This is a genomic window from Bacteroides sp. 90-K9/2 (assembly GCF_047310725.1).
Classification (GTDB): Bacteria; Bacteroidota; Bacteroidia; order Bacteroidales; family Bacteroidaceae; genus Bacteroides; species Bacteroides vicugnae.
In genome coordinates, this window is sequence record NZ_JBCGVL010000012.1 from 115,797 (window position 1) to 137,865 (window position 22,069).

Genomic DNA, 22,069 nt, shown 5'->3' on the forward strand with positions numbered 1-22,069 from the left:
TTATTTAGCGTATTGTTCAATCTCTGTTACAGCATCTGTATTGTCAATATCTTCCCATTCCATCGGTTTTACTTTCTCTTGCAGATATTGGAAGATTACGAACAAGGCAGGAACGATGAAAATCTGGCAAATCATACCGATCAACATACCACCGATAGAAGCAGTACCCAGTGTACGGTTACCGTGAGCACCTACACCAAAGGCAAACATCAACGGAAGCAATCCGACTACCATTGCCAATGATGTCATCAGGATCGGGCGGAGACGGGCACCGGCGCCCAATACGGCTGCCCATGTGATACTCATACCCATCTTGCGGCGGTCAAGGGCGAACTCTACAATCAGGATGGCATTTTTCGCCAACAGACCCATCAACATGATCAACGCAATCTGCATATAGATATTGTTGGACATTGTCCCCAGAATCATCTTCAACATCGAGATATTACCGATAGCACTTACTCCGTTCACAAACAGGAAGCTGCCTAGCAGACCGAACGGAACGGACAATAATACGGCTAACGGAAGTATGTAACTTTCGTATTGTGCACTCAGCAACAGATAAACGAATACGAAGCAGAGGATGAAAATCAATCCGGTAGCGCTTCCACTGCTCTGAGCTTCTTCACGCGCCATACCACCCAACTCGTAGGTGTAACCGGTCGGAAGATTCTGCTTGGCTACTTCTGCCAGCGCAGCCAATGCCTGTCCGGATGTATAACCACTGGCAGGAGCCACCATCACTTTCATGGAAGTGTAAAGGTTGAAGCGGCTGATGATATCCGGGCCATACACTTTATCAATCGTAATGAATTGAGAGATAGGAGCCATTTCACCGGCACTGTTACGAACCTTGATATTCTTCAAAGATTCCAGATTCTTACGTGATAACGGGTCCGACTGAATCATTACACGATACATCTTACCAAAACGGTTGAAGTTGGATGCATACAGACCACCATAATATCCTTGCATAGTGGTAAGGATGTCGCTCGGGCTGATGCCTGCCTTCTTACAAGCTGCCGCGTCAATATCAATCATATATTGCGGGAAGTTCGGGTTGAACGTTGTTTTGGCAGAATTGATTTCAGGGCGGGCTTCCAGTGCGGCGGTATAGTCGTTGACTACATCGAAGAACTTGTTCAAGTCACCGCCCGTCTTATCCTGCATATTCACCTCAATATCCGTAGATGCTGAATAACCCGGGATCATCGGCGGAGCAAAGAACAACACCTGTGCTTCCTTGATGATCTTCTGTGCACGCATATATAAGGACCCCACCACAACGTCAGAGTTTTGTATCATCGAACGTTCATCCCAATCTTTCAGTTTGATGATGAAAGAACCGTAGGACGGTCCCTGTCCACCGATGAAACTGAAACCGGAAATCAATGTGCGCGAAGATACGGCCGGATCAGCGGCAATCAGGCTGTCTACACGTGCCAGAATCTCTTCCGAGCGGTCTTGTGACGTGCCCGGCGGCAAAGTCACAGCTCCCATCAGTGTACCGGTATCTTCGTTGGGCACCATACCTGTCGGAGTGGTGTTCATGAAGAACATAAGCAATACAATAGAAGCAACGACCAACCCCATGGACAACCATTTCTTCTGGATGAAGAACAGTACGTGCTTTTTATATCGTTTCAGGATAGATTCATAGGTATCGTTGAATCTGTTCTTGAATTTATTCGTGCTCATTCCGATTAGTGCCAAAATACTAAGAAGTATGAGGATGGCGGTAATCACCGGATTGATACTGAAGAATCCGAAAATCATACCGAGAATGGCAACAAGTGTGAATGTGAGTGTGATTCCCGGATGCAACATCTTTCCGATTGCTTCGGTATATCTGTTTATCATTGTTGTATGAGCCGTCTTGTAGGCTGTTTTCATACGCTCCTTCAATGGAGGAACTTCTTCGGAACCTTCCTGCTTGTGCGGTTTCAGAAGAACGGCACACAAGGCGGGGCTTAATGTCAAAGCGTTCAGAGCGGACAGACCGATGGCGATGGCCATAGTCATACCAAATTGGCGATAGAATGTTCCCGCCGTTCCACCCATGAAACTTACCGGGATAAATACGGCCATCATGACCAGTGTAATGGATACGATAGCACCGCCCAATTCGTTCATTGCGTCGATGGAAGCCAGACGGGCGGAAGTATAGCCTTGGTCTAGCTTGGCGTGTACACCCTCGACGACCACAATGGCGTCATCGACCACAATGGCGATGGCGAGTACAAGCGCACATAACGTCAGCAAGTTCAAACTGAATCCTACTAAGGACAGGATAAAGAATGTACCGATAAGAGCTACCGGGATGGCAATGGTCGGAATCAATGTAGAACGTAAGTCCTGCAGGAAGATATATACTACGATAAATACCAGGATAAATGCCTCGATCAATGTTTTCAATACCTCATGGATAGAAGCGAACAAGAAGTCGTTGGCATTCATGGATACGTTTATCTTCAAACCGGCAGGCAGTGATTTGGACGCTTCATCCAGCAACACCTGAATGTCGCTGATGGTTTGTGTCGCATTTGTTCCTGCCATCTGATAAACGATACAGGTTACAGCCTTATGTCCGTTTACACGGTTGGTAAAGTTGTATCCCAAACGGTCCAGTTGGATTTCTGCAATATCGTTCAGGCGAAGCACTTCACCGTCGGGCAAAGATTTGATGACGATATTTTCGAATTCCTCCGGTTGTTGCAGACGTCCTTTGTAGCGGATGGTATATTGGAAAGTCTGGTTGCTGCGTTCACCGAATTGTCCCGGAGCAGCTTCCACGTTCTGTTCTGCCAAGGCTGCGGATACGTCGCCCGGAACCAGCTTGTATTGCGCCATTACGTCCGGACGTAGCCAGATACGCATAGAGTAGTCCTGTCCCATCACAGAGGCATCACCCACACCCGGTACACGCTGAACTTGCGGAATCAGGTTGATCTTAGCATAGTTTTCGATAAATGATTCTGTATATGTATCACTTTCGTCGTAAAGAGAGAACACCACTAGCATGGAAGTCTGGCGTTTCTGAGTTGTCACACCGACTTTGGTTACTTCGGCAGGCAGTAATCCCTGTGCCATAGAAACACGGTTCTGCACGTTAACGGCAGCCATATCTGGGTCTGTTCCCTGTTTAAAATAGATGGATATATCACCTGCACCGGTGTTGGATGCGTTGGAGGTCATATACATCATATTTTCCACACCATTGATTTGTTCCTCTAGCGGGGCAATCACGGAATTCAATACGGTCGACGCGCTGGCACCCGTATAAGTGGCCCTTACCGATACGGTAGGAGGCGCAATGTCCGGATACTGGGTGATTGGCAGTGTTGCCAGTCCGATAGCACCCAGAATGACTATCAAAATAGAAATAACCGTTGATAGTACCGGACGGTTAATAAATTTATCTAACTTCATACGATTATCTAAATTATTAATTGAAAGCTGTAGCTAAATTACCATCGTGCTGGTCTTTCAAATGCTGTTGATAGTTCGCTTCTTTTTGAGCAGGTGTGATAGGCTGTATGCTCTGGCCATCTTTCAGACTCTGCACGCCTTCGATTACAATTTTATCTCCAGGATTCAGACCTGAAGTTACGAGATATTCTTTTCCGTTGTCTAGATTGAAGATCTTGATTTCTGTATATTTCACCGTGTTATCCGGTTGCAAAACGTAAACGAACTTCTTATCCTGAATTTCTACTGTTGCTGATTGCGGTATCGTAATCACATTTTCCATCGTGTAAGGAATCAGTACGTTTGCTGTTCCGCCACTGCGTAAGATGTGTTCTTTGTTCGGGAAAAGGGCACGCATACTTACCGAACCGGTTGACTGGTCGATCACTCCTGTAATTGCGTCTACTTTACCCTCGATGCTGTACTCTGTACCGTCGATCAGCTGCAATTTGATAGCTGGAATTTTGCTGATTTCTTCTTTGATAGTACCTCCGGTTTTAGTCATGGCCAACAGCTCTTTTTCTGTCATGGAGAAATATACATATACTTCATCAATTTCAGAAACAGTAGTCATCGGAGTAGAGATGGAAGGGCTTACCAATGCTCCCAGACGATACGGAATATCGTTGATTACACCGTCAGAAGGACTCTTCACTTGGGTGAAAGAGAGATTCTGCTGTGCAGTGGTAAGCTGTGCTTTTGCTTGTGCCAGTTGTGCCTGTGATTGCGCCAGCGTATTTTCTGCCATTGACAAGTCGTAGTCACTGATGATGTTCTTCTTGTTAAGCTCACGCTTATTGTCTACCGTCATTTGTTGAGTGCTGACAGCAGCTTCGGCTGTAGCAACGGCAGCTTTTGCTGTGCGCACTGCAGCTTCGTATTGTGTAGGATCAACAATGAACAATACTTGTCCCTTACGGACAGTTGCTCCTTCATCCACGCATAGTTTCGTGATGAAACCCGATACCTGCGGACGGATTTCTACGTCTTGTTTACCTTTGATTGTAGCCGGATAGGCAGTTGTTAAATTGGCAGTCGTCTTTTGTAACTCTTGTACTGCATATTCAGGAACCTTTCCTGTTCCATTGCCCTTATTGCCACAACTAGACAAGAGGGCTACGCAAAATGCAAATAAAACAATTCTACTTTTCATACTTATAAATATCTGTTTTTTAATTTAATGCGTTTGTTCCCAGTGTGCTGTTCATTCATATAGTCAAGGGTTTTAAGGAAGAAAAGCCGGAAACTAATTTAGGCAAATTAGTTTCCGGCTGCAAAAGTACTTTAAATTCGGTATTCTTGTTCTCTGATACCGTGTTTTTTAACTATGTTTTTTACTTTAGTTTATGATATACAGGAGTCATAATAAAACTTAACTCATAATCTTGGTAAGGAAGACGGTATTTTTCCAGTGGTATAGCTCCCCAACTGTTGACACAGGCAAGACCTGCTTGCGCCTTGTCGATACAGAAATTGGTGAAGTCCGCCTTTTCTACTTCCGGTGAGTGACGCTGGTCTTTACCGTCACCGTCATCCAATGATTCGATGGTATAATTCAGTGCAGAAGCAGAGAAAGGAGCATCCGATACGAATTGTAGTCCGTTGCCGCTGATATTCAGAAGTCTCCACCAACGGATGTCCGTTTTTGTTCCGGTTTCCTGCGGGCGGATGTAAGGATAGAATTGTTCTTCTACCGTTTGGCGGTATTTGCCCAACATGGCTCCGTGGTTACGGTCGGCATAGTTCTCTCCCGGACCACGGCCGTAGTATTCTACCTCGTTGAAGTTGACAGGCATACGCATTTGCATACCGAAGCGGAACATTTCAGAAACCTTCTTGCTCTTGTCTGCCACCATCTTTTGAGTAACCTTCACTGCACCTTTATTATTAATGGTATAAGTCAGCGACAATGTTCCACCTATCGACTTCATGTCATATTCAGCACGAACCACTGCCTGATCGTTTTCAATCGCGTGTTTCAGAGAAGTCAGTTTCAGTTCCGGATTCTTCCATGCAGCGTATTTGTGTTGCAGTCCGGCTCCGAAATCATTGTCGGTCGGTGCACGCCAGAAGTTAGGAGTCAGTGTGCTGCCGTCTTCCATCATTTGCATACCGTTGACGTCGTAACGGCAGAGGTAACCGTCCTGTTTGTTGAAATCCATGGAGAAGTTCTCACCTTTCACGATCAGGTAATTGCGGTCGTTATCCAAAATATCGGGTACGATAACCGGAACGTTGGAAGCCTGTTGGTTTTCCAGTTTCAGTTCCGGTGCTTTGTAGTCGCGGATGCTTAACTGGTCGTAAGCGATAGTCGTTCCTGCCGGCAGCAGTGTTTCGGCAGCTTTCAGTTTGTAGCTCACATTGAGCAATAATTCCTTGCAAGGGCAGATATTCTTCACGTCAAACGGAATTTGCACTTTGACGGTTTGCTGGGGCGCAACTTTCAGGTCGGGCACGATGCCTGTTTGCACTACTTCCCCGTTTGCCAGTAATTGCCATTCCATATAGTATGCAGAGAGGTCGCGGAAGAAGTTCTCATTGAAAATATTGATTTCACCTTTGGCAAGATCCGCAGGAGTAGTCCATATATCCTGATAGAAATAAGCAACTTCATAAGCATGTGGATTAGGCACGCGGTCGGGGCTGATTAAGCCGTTGTCGTTGAAGTTATTGTCCGAAGCGTCGTATTTGTTGAAATCGCCGCCATAACCATAGATACTCACTCCGTCTTTATTTTTCCAGTGGCAGGATTGATCTACGAAGTCCCAAATAAATCCACCCTGATATTTCGGATATTTACGGATGATGTCCCAGTATTCTTTGAATCCGCCTTCCGAATTACCCATTGCGTGTGCATATTCGCATTGGATTAACGGTTTCTGGATATTACCTTCACTATATTTGATACAAGCGTTGTAGTCATAATACATTGGGCAGAAAATATCGGTGAATTCGCTGGTTCCTGCCTGTTCGTATTGTACGGCACGCGTCTTGTCTTCGTTCTTGATCCAAGTGTAGCATTTCTCAAAGTTCGGTCCCATGCCGGCTTCGTTACCCAGTGACCAGAAGATGATAGACGGATGGTTGTATCCGCGTTGTACATTGCGTTGGTTACGTTCCATGTGAGCTTTGGCATAACTCGGGTTCTTTGCCAGTGTCTGATCGCCGTAACCCATTCCGTGAGATTCTACATTGGCCTCGGCCACTACATACAGACCATATTGGTCACAAAGGTCATACCAACGGTTGTCGTCCGGATAATGGCAGGTACGCACAGCGTTGATGTTCAGTTCTTTCATCACTTTGATATCCTGTAGCATACGTTCGAGAGAAACGACATAACCACCGTCCGGGTCCATTTCGTGACGGTCGGCTCCTTTGAAGAGTACCGGTTGTCCGTTTACGAGTATCTGTCCGCCTTTCAGCTCAATCTTGCGGAAACCTACTTTAACGGGGATTACTTCTACTACATTATTGCCGTTTTTCAGTGTAGCGGTCAGCGTGTAGAGGTTAGGTGTCTCGGCAGTCCATTTAGCCGGATTAGAGACAGACAAGGTTGTATTTAATTTGCCCGAACCCTTCAAGTCGGCAGTCGCTACACTGTTGCCTTGAGTATCTGTCAAGTTTAAAGCTACTGTGCCGCTTCCTTTCAGGTCAACGGCTATATTCAGCATACCGTCTTTATATTGGCTGTCCAGATCGGGAGTGATACGAATGTCCTGAATGTATTTTTTGTCGCGTGCGTAGAGATAACAGTCACGTCCTACGCCGGAGTAGCGGAAGAAGTCCTGATCTTCCAGATAACTGCCGTCGCACCAGCGGAATACCTGGAAAGCGATCACGTTTTTACCCGGTTTCAGATAGTTGGTCAGGTTGAATTCAGCTTCCAGTTTACTGTCTTCGCTATATCCTACGTAGCGTCCGTTCACCCAAAGGTACATATTGGAAGTTACCGAGCCGAAATGTGCAAAAATCTCTTTGCCTTTCCAGTCGGCGGGAAGGATAATTTCTTTGCGGTAAGAGCCTACATGATTGTTTTCTGTCGGCACCTGCGGAGGATTGTTTTTGAATTGGCTTCTCCATGCATATCCTACGTTGACGTAGATAGGATCACCGTAACCGTTCAATTCCCAAACGCCGGGCACCTGAAGGTCGTCCCAACCTTTGTCGTTGAAATTAGTTTGATAGAAGTCAGTCGGGCGTGCATCTGCATGTCTCACCCAGTTGAATTTCCAAGGACCGTTCAGGGTCATGAAATTCATTGAATTTTCTTTGATGCCGGCTTTAGCTTCATCAGCCGATGCGTAAGCAAAGTAATTAGCGTGCATGGCGGAGCGGTTTACGGAATTCACTTCCGGGTCTTTCCACTCATTGAAGCTTTGTGCTTGAATTGCTGTCAGTCCCAATGCAGCCAAGCAGCAAGAGAGTAGTTGTTTCTTCATGGGTTTTTTGTATTAGGTTTGAATTTCGGGAGTCAAAGATAGGGAATAATTTGATTAATGAAGGAGAATAATAAGTCTAATTAGGTATGGCAATAGTTCAATTTTAATTTATTTATGAACTATCCAATGAAGGCTGATAATGATATGTGGAGTTGGTATAGATTTACGATGAGAGAAGAACTTGGTAAATTAACTTTTTGAAAACGACTTTTCGAGTATGGTAAAATCAATAAGAAACGATGAATAGGCTGTATTTCTCTAGTGTGATGCCCTGATATTATGGATAATACAGCTAGATTTAAAGCTTTACATTTCTTGTTATGTACTATTTTGTATCTTTTTAGTATGATAACTGTATCTTAAAAACTGTCATATTCACTTAATTTGCGACAAGTGTTTTTAACAAACCTATTTCAAATTCTTAAATTTATTATTATGAACAAACTGACGAGACTAAAAAGATGCAAAAGGTGCATCAGTACGTTAATGCTTATGTGTTGTTCGCTCTTGGTATGGGCGCAAAATACAGTGACGGGAACTGTATTGGATGAATCTAACTTAGAGGTGATTGGTGCTAATGTAAAAGAAAAAGGCACGGCTAACGGTGCTATTACCGACATGAATGGTGTTTTCCATTTAAAAGTAGGCAATCTTCAAAAGGCAGTTCTGCAGATTTCGTTCATGGGATATGAACCTCAAGAAGTGCCATTAAATGGTCGCAAACAACTGAAAATTATTTTAAAAGAAACGGCAAATGAACTTCAGGAAGTTACAGTTGTGGCCTATGGTACACAAAAGAAAGAAACTCTGACAGGCGCTATTTCTGCTGTAAACAATGAGGCGCTGATACGTTCGCCAAATGCAAGTGTGGCCAATTCGCTGGCGGGCCAGATTACAGGACTCTCATCCGTCCAGACTAGCGGTCAGCCGGGGCAGGAAGACCCTAAGGTGTTTATTCGCGGAGTGGGGTCTTTGACAGAAAGCGCTTCCTCTCCTTTGATTTTAGTGGATGGTATAGAACGTTCATTTTATCAAATGGACCCGAATGAAATAGAGAGCGTGACGGTTTTGAAAGACGCTTCTGCTACTGCCGTGTTCGGTGTGCGTGGTGCAAATGGTGTAATTTTGGTGACTACACGCCGTGGTAAGGAAGGCAAAGCGAAAATCTCCGTGAATTCTTCGGTTGGTATCCAGATGCCTACCCGCATGCTTGAAATGGCAGACAGCTATACGTATGCTACTTTGAGGAACGAGATTATAACGAATGATAAACCAAATGCTACCGAAAATGATTTGGTTTTTGATAATTATGCAATTGAACGGTTCAGGTTGAATGATGAACCTGTTATGTATCCCAGTATCGACTGGAGAAAGTATTTGCTAAATAAAACGTCTGTGCAAACACAGCATAACCTGAATATTTCCGGAGGAACAAAAGATATACGTTACTTTATATCTTTAGGTTTCTTATATCAGAATGGCTTGCTGAAACAGTTTGAAGGAGTGGGGTATGATAACAATTATAAATACAAAAGATACAATTATCGCGCGAATTTAGACTTTAATGTAACTAAGACTACCACGTTGAAGATTGGTATCGGTGGCATTGTAGGTAACCGGAATGAGCCGATGATTAATGATGCGACTAATTCGATCTGGACACTGATTAATCAGACAACTCCGTTCAGCAGTCCGGGTGTACTTGACGGACAACTCATAGTTACTCCCGAAGAACGTTTTGATAATAAAATTAATCTGGGCAACAGTGCTTTGCCTAAGTGTTATGGGACGGGTTACTCAACTGCTATTAATAATACGATGAATCTGGACCTTCTGTTGAATCAGAAGTTGGACTTCATAACCAAAGGGCTGTCGGCGGAAATAAAAGGTGCTTATAATACGAGTTATGGCTTTACCAAAAAGCGTAAAGGGCAAGTGGAACAATTTATGCCTTTCTATCAGTCTTCTTTGGAAGACCCGTCGCTTGGTTATGATTCGCCGGATTTCAACAAGAATATTGTTTATAAGATCAAAGGAGAGAACAAGAGCTTGCAATATGAGGAAACTTCTTCGCGGGCACGAGACTGGTATCTGGAAGCAAGTCTGAGATATAACCGTAAATTTGGTTTTCATAATGTCGGGGGATTGTTCTTATACAATCAGAGCAAGAAATACTATCCCACCCAATGGGTGGGAGTACCGTCTGCTTACATCGGTTTTGTAGGGCGTCTGACATATGATTACAAATCCCGCTATATGGCAGAAGTTAACTTCGGTTATAATGGTTCTGAGAATTTTGCTCCGGGTAAGAGATTCGGTGCGTTTCCTGCCGGTTCTATCGGTTATATTCTGTCGGAAGAGGCTTTTATGAAAAAACAGAAGGTGGTTGATTATCTGAAATTCCGTGCTTCTGTCGGCTTGGTCGGAAATGACAATCTTGGAAATAACCGCTTCTTGTTCCTGCCGGATTCTTACGATGTGAATCTGAGCGGAGTAGATGGATGGAATAACAATAAGTATGGATTCAACTTTGGTTATAACAGCAAGGCGTTAATTCTGGGTGCATTGGAGAAGCGTCTGGGCAATCCGAACGTGACTTGGGAAACTGCGCTGAAACAGAACTATGGATTGGACGTTCATTTCTTGAAGAGCCGTCTGAAAATCTCTTTGGATTATTTCCTCGAAGAACGTAAGGATATTCTTATCAATCGTAAGACAATACCTTTATTAACGGGGCTGACTTCATCCATTCTACCTGCCGTAAATATGGGTAAAGTGAAAAACCATGGATATGAAGTAGAAGTGAGGTGGAATGACAAGATCGGGCAGGTTCAGTATAATGTTCAGGCAAATGTTTCCTATTCAAAGAATAAGATTGTTTTTCAAGACGAGGTTGAGCCTAATGAGCCTTATATGTGGCGGACAGGAAATCCGGTCGGAACGCTTTTCGGATATGTGGCGGACGGTTTTTATACAGAGGCGGACTTCGGGGAGAACGGCAAACTGTTGGCAGGTCTGCCCGATCCGGGTGTGTCTGTGAAGCCGGGTGATGTGAAATACCGGGATTTGAACGGTGATGAGGAAATTACTTCCGACGACCAGACTATTATTGGAAACCCGACTCGTCCGGCCTATACATTCGGATTGAATTATGGTATTAATTACAAAGGCTTTTTCCTGACAATGAACTGGACTGGTGCTGCACAGCGCTCTTTGTTGCTGGACGGGGCTTTCAGAGAACCTTTTGGAAATGGTAAAATCCGTGGTTTGATGCAGTTTCATGCAGATACGCGCTGGACGCCGGAAACTGCAAACACAGCTACTACACCGCGGTTTACCGAGACAAATGCAGTCTATAATATGCGTTCCTCCTCTTTGTGGGTGCGAGACGGTTCTTATTTGAAGCTGAAGAATGTGACGATAGGATATAACTTCACAGATAAGAAGATGTTAAAGAAGCTGGGTATTCAGCAGTTAGGTATAAAACTGACCGGTTATAATCTGTTGACCTTTGATAAGTTTGACATCATGGACCCTGAATGTAATCCGAATAATGCGGATTCTTACCCTATCATTAAAATATATAATTTAGGTATTAATCTAACCTTTTAATAGTGCTGACAATGAAAAACTATAAAAAGTATATAGGCTGTCTTTCTCTCTTTGTATTGACACTGATAGGGTGTGAAGACCTTAAATTTGGAGAGAAATTTCTGGATAAGCCGATAAGTAACGAACAGAATATCGATTCTGTTTTTAACAAAAAGGTATATGCTGAGCAGGCGTTGGCGGAAACTTATCATTCTTTACCGGATTATCTGCCGATGCAAGGACGTCTGGGATATGGCGTTTTGGAGATGCTTACCGATCTGGGTGACTGGACGAAAAAGGGGGCACCTAAATTTTATACAGGGACGGTGGACGGAACAAATACATATCTGGAACATCTTCCATATCGGTTGGATGTTGCCAGTGCTACAATAGGAGTAGGACCGATTTATGGTATCCGGAGAGCCTACATCTACATTGAAAATGTGGATAGAGTGCCGGATATGACTGCGGATGAGAAAGCGATAGGAAAAGCGGAAGCGCAAGTAATCATTGCCTATCATTATTCTCAAATGCTCCGTTATTATGGTGGCATGCCGTGGATAGACCATGCATATACGGCAGAAGATGCGATGAAATTTCCCCGTATGACAGTGGAGGAAACTGTACAGAAGATCGTTGGACTACTGGATGCGGCAGCCTCTGTACTACCTTGGCAGGTTGATGCAGATAATGACGGGCGCATGACGGCTGCTTCTGCTTTAGCGTTAAAGTCCAGAGTGCTTCAATTTGTGGCGAGTCCTTTATTTAATGCTGATAAACCCTATTTGGAAGGAGATGCTTCGTCTCAATTCCTTACTTGGTATGGCAACTATTCACCAGACAGGTGGCAAAAGGCGTTGGATGCCGGATTAGAATTTATGCGGGCTAATAAAAAGAACTCGGACGCTTATCAGTTGGTGAATACAGGTAATCCTCGCGATGATTTTGCAGCAGGATATTTCAATCGCCATAACGGTGAAGTCTTGATTTCTTCCAGAAGATTCACCACCTATGCTACGGGAAAGCTTCCGTTTGCCCAAGTACGTTACGGGGTCGCTTCTCCTACATTGACCTATGTCGATATGTTTCAGATGAAAGACGGAACAGAATTCGATTGGAACAATCCGGATCATAATAAATTTCCCTTCTTTGATAAGGACGGAAGCCCCAGAAGAGATATCCGCTTGTATGAAACGGTTGCTGTGAATGGAGATAAGTTTAAGGGCGCCCAGAAAGTGCAGATTTACGAAGGAGCCACCCAAGCGCCTTATAAAGACGGACGAATGAGCTACAATGGGGTTGCTATGAGAAAATTCATACGGAACTTCAATGACGAAGTGAATGGTAAGTTTTATTCTTGCCCGTTGATTCGCCTTCCGGAGGTTTATCTGAATATGGCCGAAGCGATGAACGAACTGAATAAGGCGGAAGTCCGTGATGAGTTTGGCAATACAGCTTATGATTATTTGAATAAAACCAGACTGCGTGCAGGTATGCCTGCGATATCGGCAACAGATGTTCCGGCCGGCAAACCGTTGCGTGAAGCGATATTACGCGAAAGAGCCATTGAATTCGGCTATGAAGAAGTACGTTATTTCGATCTGGTACGTTGGAAACGCTCAGATATATTTACCGGACAATTGTCACGTCTGATTATTAAAAAAGCGGCCGGTGAGCCAAGCGGCTTTTCTTATACCGTATCTCATGCAATGGCGGAAACACGCCAGTATGCGAAACCCGAAAAGTGGAACGACAAGTATTTCCTGTTACCTCTGCCTGTAGATGAGATAAACAAGAAATATGGATTGATTCAGAATCCGGGTTGGTAATAATCAAATCGTTGAATAATAAGAAGAATGATTATGAATAAATCACTTTATATCGTAGCTTTCTCGTTGGCATTTGCCACTACGGGTATAGCGCAAAATAATGAAGGACAAGATAAGGTAATCGATCTGGGCACGCAGACGACAACCGAATTACGGAAGACACAGGCTGTATCTACCATTTATTCGGATGAATTAGATAAAAATGCCACCACTAGTCCTTATAATGCCATTTATGGTCTATTGCCGGGATTGAGTGTGATGCAGAACACTAGTTGGGGCACAGATAAATCTCGTCTCAACGTGCGGGGGCGCGGTTCTTTGAATGGAGATACGCCTTTATTTGTAGTAGATGGTTTTGCACGCCCTCTCGAATATATCAACCTTTCGGAGATAGAATCGATATCCGTTTTGAAAGACGGTGCTGCTACTGCTCTCTGGGGAGGCAGAGGTGCTAACGGAGTAGTATTGATAACTACCAAACGTGGTATATATAACAAGAAAGATATAAAAGTAGACTACAAGTTCGGTTTAGGCTTGCCTGTCGATCAGCCGGAATTTGCCGATGCTTATACCTATGCCAAGGCCCGTAATGAAGCATTGAGATATGATGGCTTGCAACCGGATATGGATGAAGCCTCTTTCCTGTCCGGAGCCAATAGCGATCTTTATCCGAATGTGGACTGGCAGAAAGAAGCGTTACGCAATCATACGACCAGTCATCAACTGGACATCACTTTCCGCGGAGGTGGCAAGCGGCTTCGTTATTTCAGTGTCCTCAATTACAAAAATGATATGGGACTGCTGAATAGCAAGTATACCGATTATACAGATCGTTATAACTCCCAGATGAAGAAATACTTCCTCAATCTTCGCATGAATCTGGATGTGGATATCACAGACGCGACGAAATTGAAATTGAGTATGCTCGGTATGCTGCGAGAGAGCAAGCGTCCCACTACATCGGAAGCGACTTTGTTTGAGCAGATTTTCAACACCCCGTCCGCTGCATTCCCCGTGCAGACAAAGAATGGGTTCTGGGGTAGTAATAATGTGCTGAAAACAAACCCGATAGCCAATCTGGCGGACGTAGGTTATTATAAACTGAATCAGCGTATGTTGCAGGCGGACTTGCGGTTGGTGCAGGACTTGTCTGTATTGACACGCGGGTTGAGTGCGGAACTCGCTATTGCTTATGATAATAATGCGACCTATCAGGAAACAGCCAAGAAAAGTTTTATGTACCAGACCATTGAAAAAGGTACAGACGGAGAGCCGGTTTACACAAATTACGGTAACCCTAACGATGAACTGGAAATCAGCAACAAAGGATTGGCCAATCAATACATACATGCCAATTTTGAAGCGAAGGTCAATTATCACCGGACATGGGATAAGCATGATTTTACGGCCAGTGCTATGTTCCGTCAGGAATCAATGACATTGACAGGAGCTAATAATAGTCGTTACCGCCAATACATCATCGGAACTGCAGGTTATAATTTTGACAACCGTTATATGGTGGATATCGTAGCCAACTGTTTTGGCAGCAGCGTGTTGGGGAAGAACGACAAGTATCGTGCATATCCCGCCATATCTGCCGCCTGGATACTTTCGAACGAGAATTTCATGAAAGGAATTTCCGCTTTCGATTATCTGAAACTTCGCGCTTCTTACGGACGTTCCGGATATGATATTTATGATTATGACATGGATAAGCAATATTGGATAGGAAGCGGTTCTTACTATTTTCAGACCGGAAATACTTCTGCCGGGAGCAGTCTGAAGGAAGGAGTGCTTGCAATGGAACAACTGGATCTGGAAGTTGCGGATAAATATAATATCGGTTTGGATATGAGCCTGTTTAAGGGACTGACTTTTTCTATTGACGGCTTTTATGACAAGCGTACCAATATCCTGATTGACGGAAGTGGGCTGATTTCATCTGCAATCGGCGTTACTATTCCCAAAATGAATGCAGGGAAAGTGGAAACAAAAGGAACGGAGCTCTCTGCTATGTGGAAAAAGGAATACAAGGACTTCAACTACTATATCGGAGCCAACTTCTCCTATGCTAAAAGTAAAGTCATAGAAAATGGTGAGGGATATCAGCCGTATGGCTATTTGTCTAAAAAAGGTTACCCTGTCGGGCAATGTTTTGGCTGGGAGGCTATCGGTTATTTCAGAGATGAGGCGGACATTAAGAGCAGTCCGGTACAGAAATTCTCGGAAGTACGTCCAGGTGATGTCAAGTACAGGGATTTGAATGGTGATAACGTGATTGACAACAATGACCAGAAGGCGATAGGATATTCCACTGCCATACCGGAGATTTATTATGGCATTAACTTGGGATTTGAATATAAAGGTTTCGGTGTGGATGCTTTGTTTCAAGGAGTAGGCCATTATAGCGTGATGTTGAATACTGCTAGCGTATATTGGCCGTTGAGGAACAACACGAATATTTCCAGCTGGTATCTGAACGACAGAATCCGCTGGACGGAAGAAACGAAAGATATCGCAAATGTTCCCCGCCTGACCACGCTGGATAATGCCAATAACTTCAGAAACAGTACACAGTGGTTGGAGAACGGGAGCTATTTCAAACTTCGTAACCTGAATGTCTACTATAACCTTCCTTCTTCTTGGGTGAAGAAAATGAGAATGGAGAAGATTCAGGTATATGCGAGAGCTAATAATCTTTTTTCGCTCGATCATGTGAAGTATATGAATTGTGAGGATTTGAACATCAATTATCCGGATATGACTTCCGTTTATTTCGGGTTGAATATTAACTTCTAAAATGTGAGATGACCATGAGAAAATATATCATACTATATACAGGTTTGCTGCTATCCGTATCGGGGTGTAGCTTGCTCGAACTGGACGAATCGACAGGCTTGGACAGAGAAGAGGCCTATTCCTACTTTAGCAATGTGAAAGGTTTGGCTACCTATGTTTATAGCCAGTTGCCCGGAGATCTCGGAGTGCTTGACGGGGCTTTGAGGGAGTCTGCGACGGATAATTCTGTTTATGTCTGGAGTGATAATAGTGTTCATGACTTTTATAACAATGCCTGGAGCCCCAACAATGCAGTTGATAATATGTGGTCGAAGTGCTATGGAGCTATCCGTTCTGTCAATTCATTTCTTGAAAACTATTCACAGGAAAGACTGGAGCGCTTCCGCTGGAATGACACGTATGAAGAAGACATTGCCAAGGCTACTATGTATCGTGAAGAATTACGGGTGCTGCGGGCTTTCTATCTGTTCGAACTGGCTAAACGATACGGTGATATTCCGCTCTTGACACGTACATATGCATTGGATGAAATCAACGATGTGGAAAAGACTTCTTTCAATGAAGTGATAAAATATATCTGCGACGAATGTAGTGACGCGGCCAAGACACTGCCTGTCAGTCATCAAGACTTTTGGGCGGAGACGGGACGTGTGACCAAAGGCACAGCGTTGGCATTGAAATCCCGCGCTCTTCTTTACGCGGCGAGTTTGTTGCATAATCCCGCCCGGGATGCTGATAAATGGAAAGCGGCTGCCGATGCGGCTTATGCTATCATAAAAGAGAACTGGTACAGCTTGCCGAAGACGAATGCTGATCCTCTGTATGACAAGAATGGTGGGAACGATGTGTTGAAATCTCCGCAATTAATTTTTGAACGTAGAAATGGGGAAAGCTTTGATTTTGAAGCAAACAATTTACCTATCAGTTATGAAAAGGGTAAAACGGGTAACGTGCCCACCCAGAATTTGGTGGATGCTTTCCAAATGACCAATGGAAAAGACTTTGATTGGGAACAGATTGCGCCGGGGCAGAATCCGTATGAAGGCAGGGACCCGAGATTTTATAAAACAGTACTTTGCAACGGTGATACATGGATGAACTCGACTATCCAGTCTTATGAAGGAGGAAAAGACGGTGCCGGAACAGCTGGAGCAACTACCACAGGTTATTATTTGAAGAAGTATATGAATGAGACTGTCTCTCTAGCTCCTTCCAATGAGAAAAAGAAACCGCATCATTTTATTATATTCCGTTATGCGGAAATTCTCTTGAACTATGCGGAAGCAATGGATGCTTGGAAAGACGCCGATTATACGGATAATGATCATCCGTTGTCTGCACGTACGGCACTGAATCAGGTGCGTGCTGCTGCTGATATGCCTGCCATTGCGACAAGTGGCGACGCGTTTACTGAAAGTGTTCGTCGTGAAAGACGAGTGGAACTTGCGTTTGAAGATCATAGATTTTGGGACATCCGCCGTTGGAAGATCGGCGATAAAACCAAAGCTATTTATTGCATCAAGATCATTATGGAAAACGGCTCTCCTGTTTATAAGAAAGAATTGCTTGAAACACGTAATTGGGATGATAAGATGTACTTATATCCTATACCGCAGGCAGAGTATTATAAGAATCCTAATTTAGGTCAAAATACAGGCTGGTAACTATGAATAAGCGAACCCTAAAAGTTAGACAAAAACTTTTAGGGTTCATGTTTATGGAAGGAAGTTCTGGGAAACGCTTGAATATAGCGAGTCAGGCAAAGACTGGAAAACCTATGAAATAGATTCCCAAAGAGTCTGGGCTCCACGAGACGAAGGTGGTGTCCTCTTTCTAAATCCTAACATTGTTACTTGCTATGTATGCTTTCTTGTTCCGGTTTTATGCTGCAGGATCGGGAGCTTCACCGCTACCGCCTTCATCCGGATTTTCCGGTTCATTGCCCCCTCCATTTCCTGAAGAGGTGCTGCCGCCATTGCCTTCCGTCTTGTAAATGCTTACGTTATTCAGCATATCCTTAAATTTATATCCCGGAGTAAATACTATTTTCACTCGGCGGACGGTATCGGCATCCACATCTTTTTCCTCATCCTGACTTTTACAGTTCATGCCCGGACGAAAACAGCCGAAATCACCTAGTTGTACAGACAATCCTTTGTTGAGGTTCGTGTTCAACGCGTCAATCAGTGCGTCAATCACGTGTTTCACCGCACCTTCGGGAATCATACCGAACATAGATACTTCTTTGCATAAATCTCTGAAATTTACCGTATTGGTAATCACGTTCTGTGCTACATACTTTTCAGTCTTTGTTTTGTCAAAGCCGAAAACTCTTTTCTTGACAACATACTTTAGTGCCATAATCTTTCTTTTTTTAATAGTTAGTTAATCTGTTTTATTATTGTTTTGTGATCACGATGCAAAGATATGGTTTCCAAAATTAATGGCCAAGCTAAAAAAGAAATGTGCGTTAATAAATTAATTAATAAGTGGAAAGCTGCTGTATTGGGGATTTTATGTAAAAAAGATTCGGAAAAAAAGTAGAAGAAGAGGATGCCGATTGATATATTGGGGTATCAGGGATAGTGGGAGGCATCCTCTTCGAAGATAGAGCGAAAGGCCTACTTTCACAAGCAGTCTTTTTCGCTTTGCTATCTATCTTCTATATGTACTGGTTAGGGTTATATTTTGAATATATTGGTTAGGATTATGATTCTGAATTATTCCGTGTCTTCTTTGGTTCGCAGACTGACTAACTCTGTCCACTTATTTATACTTAAGTCGATCCCTCCTCTCTCCAAATATTGGAGGGCGGTTCTAAAATGGCGGATCACTTTTTCTGTATCATTTGTTGTTCTATACTCAAGTTCTCCAAGTGCATATTCAAGACGTGCCATTTGGATGTAATCTAATAAGGTATAGTTTTCGTCAATGGATAAAGTTGAAAGATAGTTTAACAAACAGAATGCTTTTTCTCGTTCTTCATCTGATAAGTCGGAGATGGGGCGGTGCGCGATGGGGTGTTGCATTAATAGGATAATGTTTTCTTTCAGGTCGTCGTACATATCTTTGTTATGTTTGTCGCATCATTTCCCTGTGGTGCGCGGTTAAAAAAAGAGAGCGTGGGAAACTACCACTGTATGCGAACATAAGGTATCCAGCTAAGACCCTCCAACAACATAAGTGATAGCCCCACGCCCATTTGAGTATATAAACAAATTATATATACGGAAGTGTGCGCGAGACCTGACATCACTTATTGCCATTCGTTGGAAAGTTTAGCTGAATTTCTATGTTCGAATGCAATAAATAATCGTTCTCAATAAAAAAATAAAGTCTTCCTCTCTACGTATGAAAGGAAACCGCTACAAAAGTAGCAATAAATATTGATAAAGCAAGTGATCTTATTCTATAATTTCATAGATAACTTTGAATCAATAAAAGTTAGTTTGAATATGATTCATTGTTATGGATAAATGACTATTTTTGCATTATATTTATAGATGTCTATGACAAATACAGAAACCACCATACAATCACTCATCGATAGCGGAGAAGGCTATAATGTAGAGTTCAAAGTTCGTGTTCCTTCAAAGGTTCGTGAACTAACAGAGGAAATTTGCGCTTTTGCTAATGCCGACGGAGGATATTTACTCATTGGTGTAGATGATAACGGGCAGATTATTGGCACAGATTTAGAGAATGACAAACGTTCAGCCATTCAAGGCTCTATCAGTGAAATATCTCCGGCTCTTCATTGTGATATGTATGCGGTGAATATCGAAGATAAGACAGTTTGGGTAATTGATGTTCCGTCAGGGAAAGATAAACCTTATATATTTTCCGGTTCTATCTTTGTGCATGAGGGAGCAAACTCACAGAAACTTCGTACTGTTGAAGAAATGCGCAGCTTCTTTCAGGAATGCAATAAGATATTCTTTGATGCTATTCCTTGCTTATGGTTCAATATCTACACAGCTGCAGACGAACAAGCAATAAAAGACTTCCGCACAGAAGCAAGGTTAAGCCCATCAACTGCTGACAAGCAGATATTTGAGAATTTGGAACTGTTTACAGATAAAGGAATAGCCAAGAACGGGGCAGCCATGTTCTTTGGAAAACAACCTGAACGGAAGTTTCCACACGCAGTAACAAGATGTGTCCTTTTCAAAGGAACAACCAAAGTATATATCATAGATGATAAGACCTTTGGCGGTCCACTATACCAGCAATATTTGCAGGCTATGGTATGGCTGGAAAGCAAACTACAAGTCGCTTATAAAATAGAGGGAGCAGGACCGAGAGAAGAAATTTGGGAAATTCCTCTTACGGTATTTAAAGAAGCTATTATTAACGCCCTCTCTCATCGGGACTATTACGAACAGGGAGCAACCATTACTATAGAAATGTTTGATGACCGAGTAGAGGTTTCTAATCCCGGAGGACTTTTGCCTATCGTAGCTAAAGATTTCGGACACAAGAGCATGACACGCAACCCATTAATCTTTGGATTGTTTACCCGTATGCATTTGGTTGAAAGGGTGGCATCCGGCATTCCCCGTATGCAAGAAGCTATGAAAGAAGCCAATCTTCCTGAACCTGAATTTCATACGGACGGAATGTTTACGGTAGTGTTTAAAAGGGCTGTCAATATCAAGCATAAGACAGAAAATGTCCTAAGCCTGTCCCAAGCTTGTCCTAAGCTTGAAGCGCGGTACATACCTATAGCAGAGCAAATTATTTCGTATTGTTCAGAGCCTCGTTCTATTCAAGAAATAATGGAAGTTGTAGGACAAACAAACCGAAGTAGATTCAAAAAGAATATTATGAATCCTTTATTAGAGGCTAATATTCTTACAATGACTATTCCCAATATTCCCAATAGTCCACTACAACAATATGTAAAAACAACTTAAGTAGATGACAAAAAATAATCATATCTCCATAGAAGAGATATTCTTAAATAAATGATTAAAGATTCATCATCTTGGGTGGTTGCCAGATAGAAGATGAGAACTGTCTCATTCTTCCATTATTTACTTTTCTGTCTTTTTTGCATATACTACCTGTTGGCCTGCTCCATAACGAATCAGCACACCGCGTTCGATAAAAGCATTCAGTTCTTTCAAAGCCCGTTGTTTGTCATGCCCTGTCAATCGGCAATAATCTGCACGGGTCAGACAGGGAAATCGTTGGAGGTGTTCGTTGATGATAGCCAGACACTCTTTTTCACTGTGCCCTTTCCCGTTAGGACGGGTGAACGATTTGCCGCGCTCCGGTCTCATTTGCTGGCCTACTTCTTTTTTGAACTGTTTGCCTGCCCGGAAATTGATGTTTTTCAGGCTGATGGATTGTGCGTGTACATCTTTCTTTTTCATCACTGGAGGTCCTTGCAGAGAGACGGAAAAATATCCGATATCTCCTAGCTCCACAATCCATCCGTTTGCAAGCAGATCTCTTAATTCATTTTGAAAAGACTGCATGGCACCTACCAATAAGCTACGGCTTATTCCGGTGAATTTGTGAACACGATCCAGAAATTCTTCCTGATCGATTGTTCCGTTGAAAACAACACGGGGATGAAGTGGCTGTTCTTCGCCTTTCTTCTGAATGTCGGGCGTGTCGTAAAGGTCGTAATGTATACTCATAATCAGAATTGTTTTATACCGGTACTTTTATTTATCCGATTGCCTGTGAGGATTTGTTTTATTAGCTATTCTTACTTCGTATGACTATAGTCTTTCTTTCGTATAACTATAGTCATACGCAAGGGAGACTATAGTTATCTTTTCGAATAACTATAGTTATACGAAAAGATATCAGGCAACAAACAGGGCAGACGCATTATATTTTTTACTATCCCACTCCTGTTTTCATTCTATTTATATAATTGATTATTAACTTATTAATTCTTTCTTATTTCGACTATTTTCCTTATCT

11 protein-coding genes are annotated in these 22,069 nt (G+C 43.1%); 5 read left to right on the forward strand and 6 right to left on the reverse strand.

Annotated features, from left to right (window positions below; all coding sequences use genetic code 11):
- The 3 genes from AAHJ11_RS20130 to AAHJ11_RS20140 all read right to left on the reverse strand — a co-directional run bounded on the left by AAHJ11_RS20130 (position 1) and on the right by AAHJ11_RS20140 (position 7,910).
- A complete protein-coding gene (locus AAHJ11_RS20130) occupies positions 1-3,429 on the reverse strand; it encodes an efflux RND transporter permease subunit (RefSeq protein WP_074558191.1) in 3,429 nt (1,142 codons plus the stop codon).
- A gap of 16 nt (positions 3,430-3,445) precedes the next feature.
- On the reverse strand, positions 3,446-4,621 hold the full coding sequence (locus tag AAHJ11_RS20135) for an efflux RND transporter periplasmic adaptor subunit (RefSeq protein WP_148365497.1): 1,176 nt from the start codon (positions 4,619-4,621) through the stop codon (positions 3,446-3,448).
- 181 nt (positions 4,622-4,802) lie between these two features.
- Entirely contained in the window at positions 4,803-7,910 is a 3,108-nt protein-coding gene (locus AAHJ11_RS20140) for a glycoside hydrolase family 2 TIM barrel-domain containing protein (RefSeq protein ID WP_148365498.1), read from the reverse strand.
- A gap of 486 nt (positions 7,911-8,396) precedes the next feature.
- Here AAHJ11_RS20140 and AAHJ11_RS20145 point away from each other — a divergent pair, with 486 nt between their 5' ends.
- From AAHJ11_RS20145 to AAHJ11_RS20160, 4 genes are read left to right on the forward strand one after another with little or no spacing between them, the layout of a single operon-like run.
- Entirely contained in the window at positions 8,397-11,522 is a 3,126-nt protein-coding gene (locus tag AAHJ11_RS20145; protein WP_148365825.1) for a SusC/RagA family TonB-linked outer membrane protein, read from the forward strand.
- Between the two features lie 11 nt (positions 11,523-11,533).
- Positions 11,534-13,330, forward strand: a complete 1,797-nt coding sequence (locus AAHJ11_RS20150) for a RagB/SusD family nutrient uptake outer membrane protein (RefSeq protein WP_148365499.1) — start codon at positions 11,534-11,536, stop codon at positions 13,328-13,330.
- A gap of 27 nt (positions 13,331-13,357) precedes the next feature.
- On the forward strand, positions 13,358-16,129 hold the full coding sequence (locus AAHJ11_RS20155) for a SusC/RagA family TonB-linked outer membrane protein (protein ID WP_148365500.1): 2,772 nt from the start codon (positions 13,358-13,360) through the stop codon (positions 16,127-16,129).
- An 8-nt stretch (positions 16,130-16,137) separates the two neighbouring features.
- Entirely contained in the window at positions 16,138-17,793 is a 1,656-nt protein-coding gene (locus tag AAHJ11_RS20160) for a RagB/SusD family nutrient uptake outer membrane protein (RefSeq protein WP_148365501.1), read from the forward strand.
- 217 nt (positions 17,794-18,010) lie between these two features.
- Here the strand turns inward: AAHJ11_RS20160 and AAHJ11_RS20165 are convergent, their stop codons facing one another.
- Both AAHJ11_RS20165 and AAHJ11_RS20170 read right to left on the reverse strand, forming a co-directional pair.
- Positions 18,011-18,490, reverse strand: coding sequence for an HU family DNA-binding protein (locus tag AAHJ11_RS20165; RefSeq protein WP_148365502.1), 480 nt, complete (start codon positions 18,488-18,490; stop codon positions 18,011-18,013).
- Positions 18,491-18,849: 359 nt separating this feature from the next.
- Positions 18,850-19,194, reverse strand: a complete 345-nt coding sequence (locus tag AAHJ11_RS20170) for a hypothetical protein (RefSeq protein ID WP_148365503.1) — start codon at positions 19,192-19,194, stop codon at positions 18,850-18,852.
- Positions 19,195-19,638: 444 nt separating this feature from the next.
- Here AAHJ11_RS20170 and AAHJ11_RS20175 point away from each other — a divergent pair, with 444 nt between their 5' ends.
- Positions 19,639-21,045, forward strand: a complete 1,407-nt coding sequence (locus AAHJ11_RS20175; protein ID WP_148365504.1) for an ATP-binding protein — start codon at positions 19,639-19,641, stop codon at positions 21,043-21,045.
- 120 nt (positions 21,046-21,165) lie between these two features.
- Here AAHJ11_RS20175 and AAHJ11_RS20180 read toward each other — a convergent pair whose 3' ends face one another.
- Positions 21,166-21,777, reverse strand: a complete 612-nt coding sequence (locus tag AAHJ11_RS20180) for a DNA-binding protein (protein ID WP_148365505.1) — start codon at positions 21,775-21,777, stop codon at positions 21,166-21,168.
- Positions 21,778-22,069 lie beyond the last annotated feature (292 nt).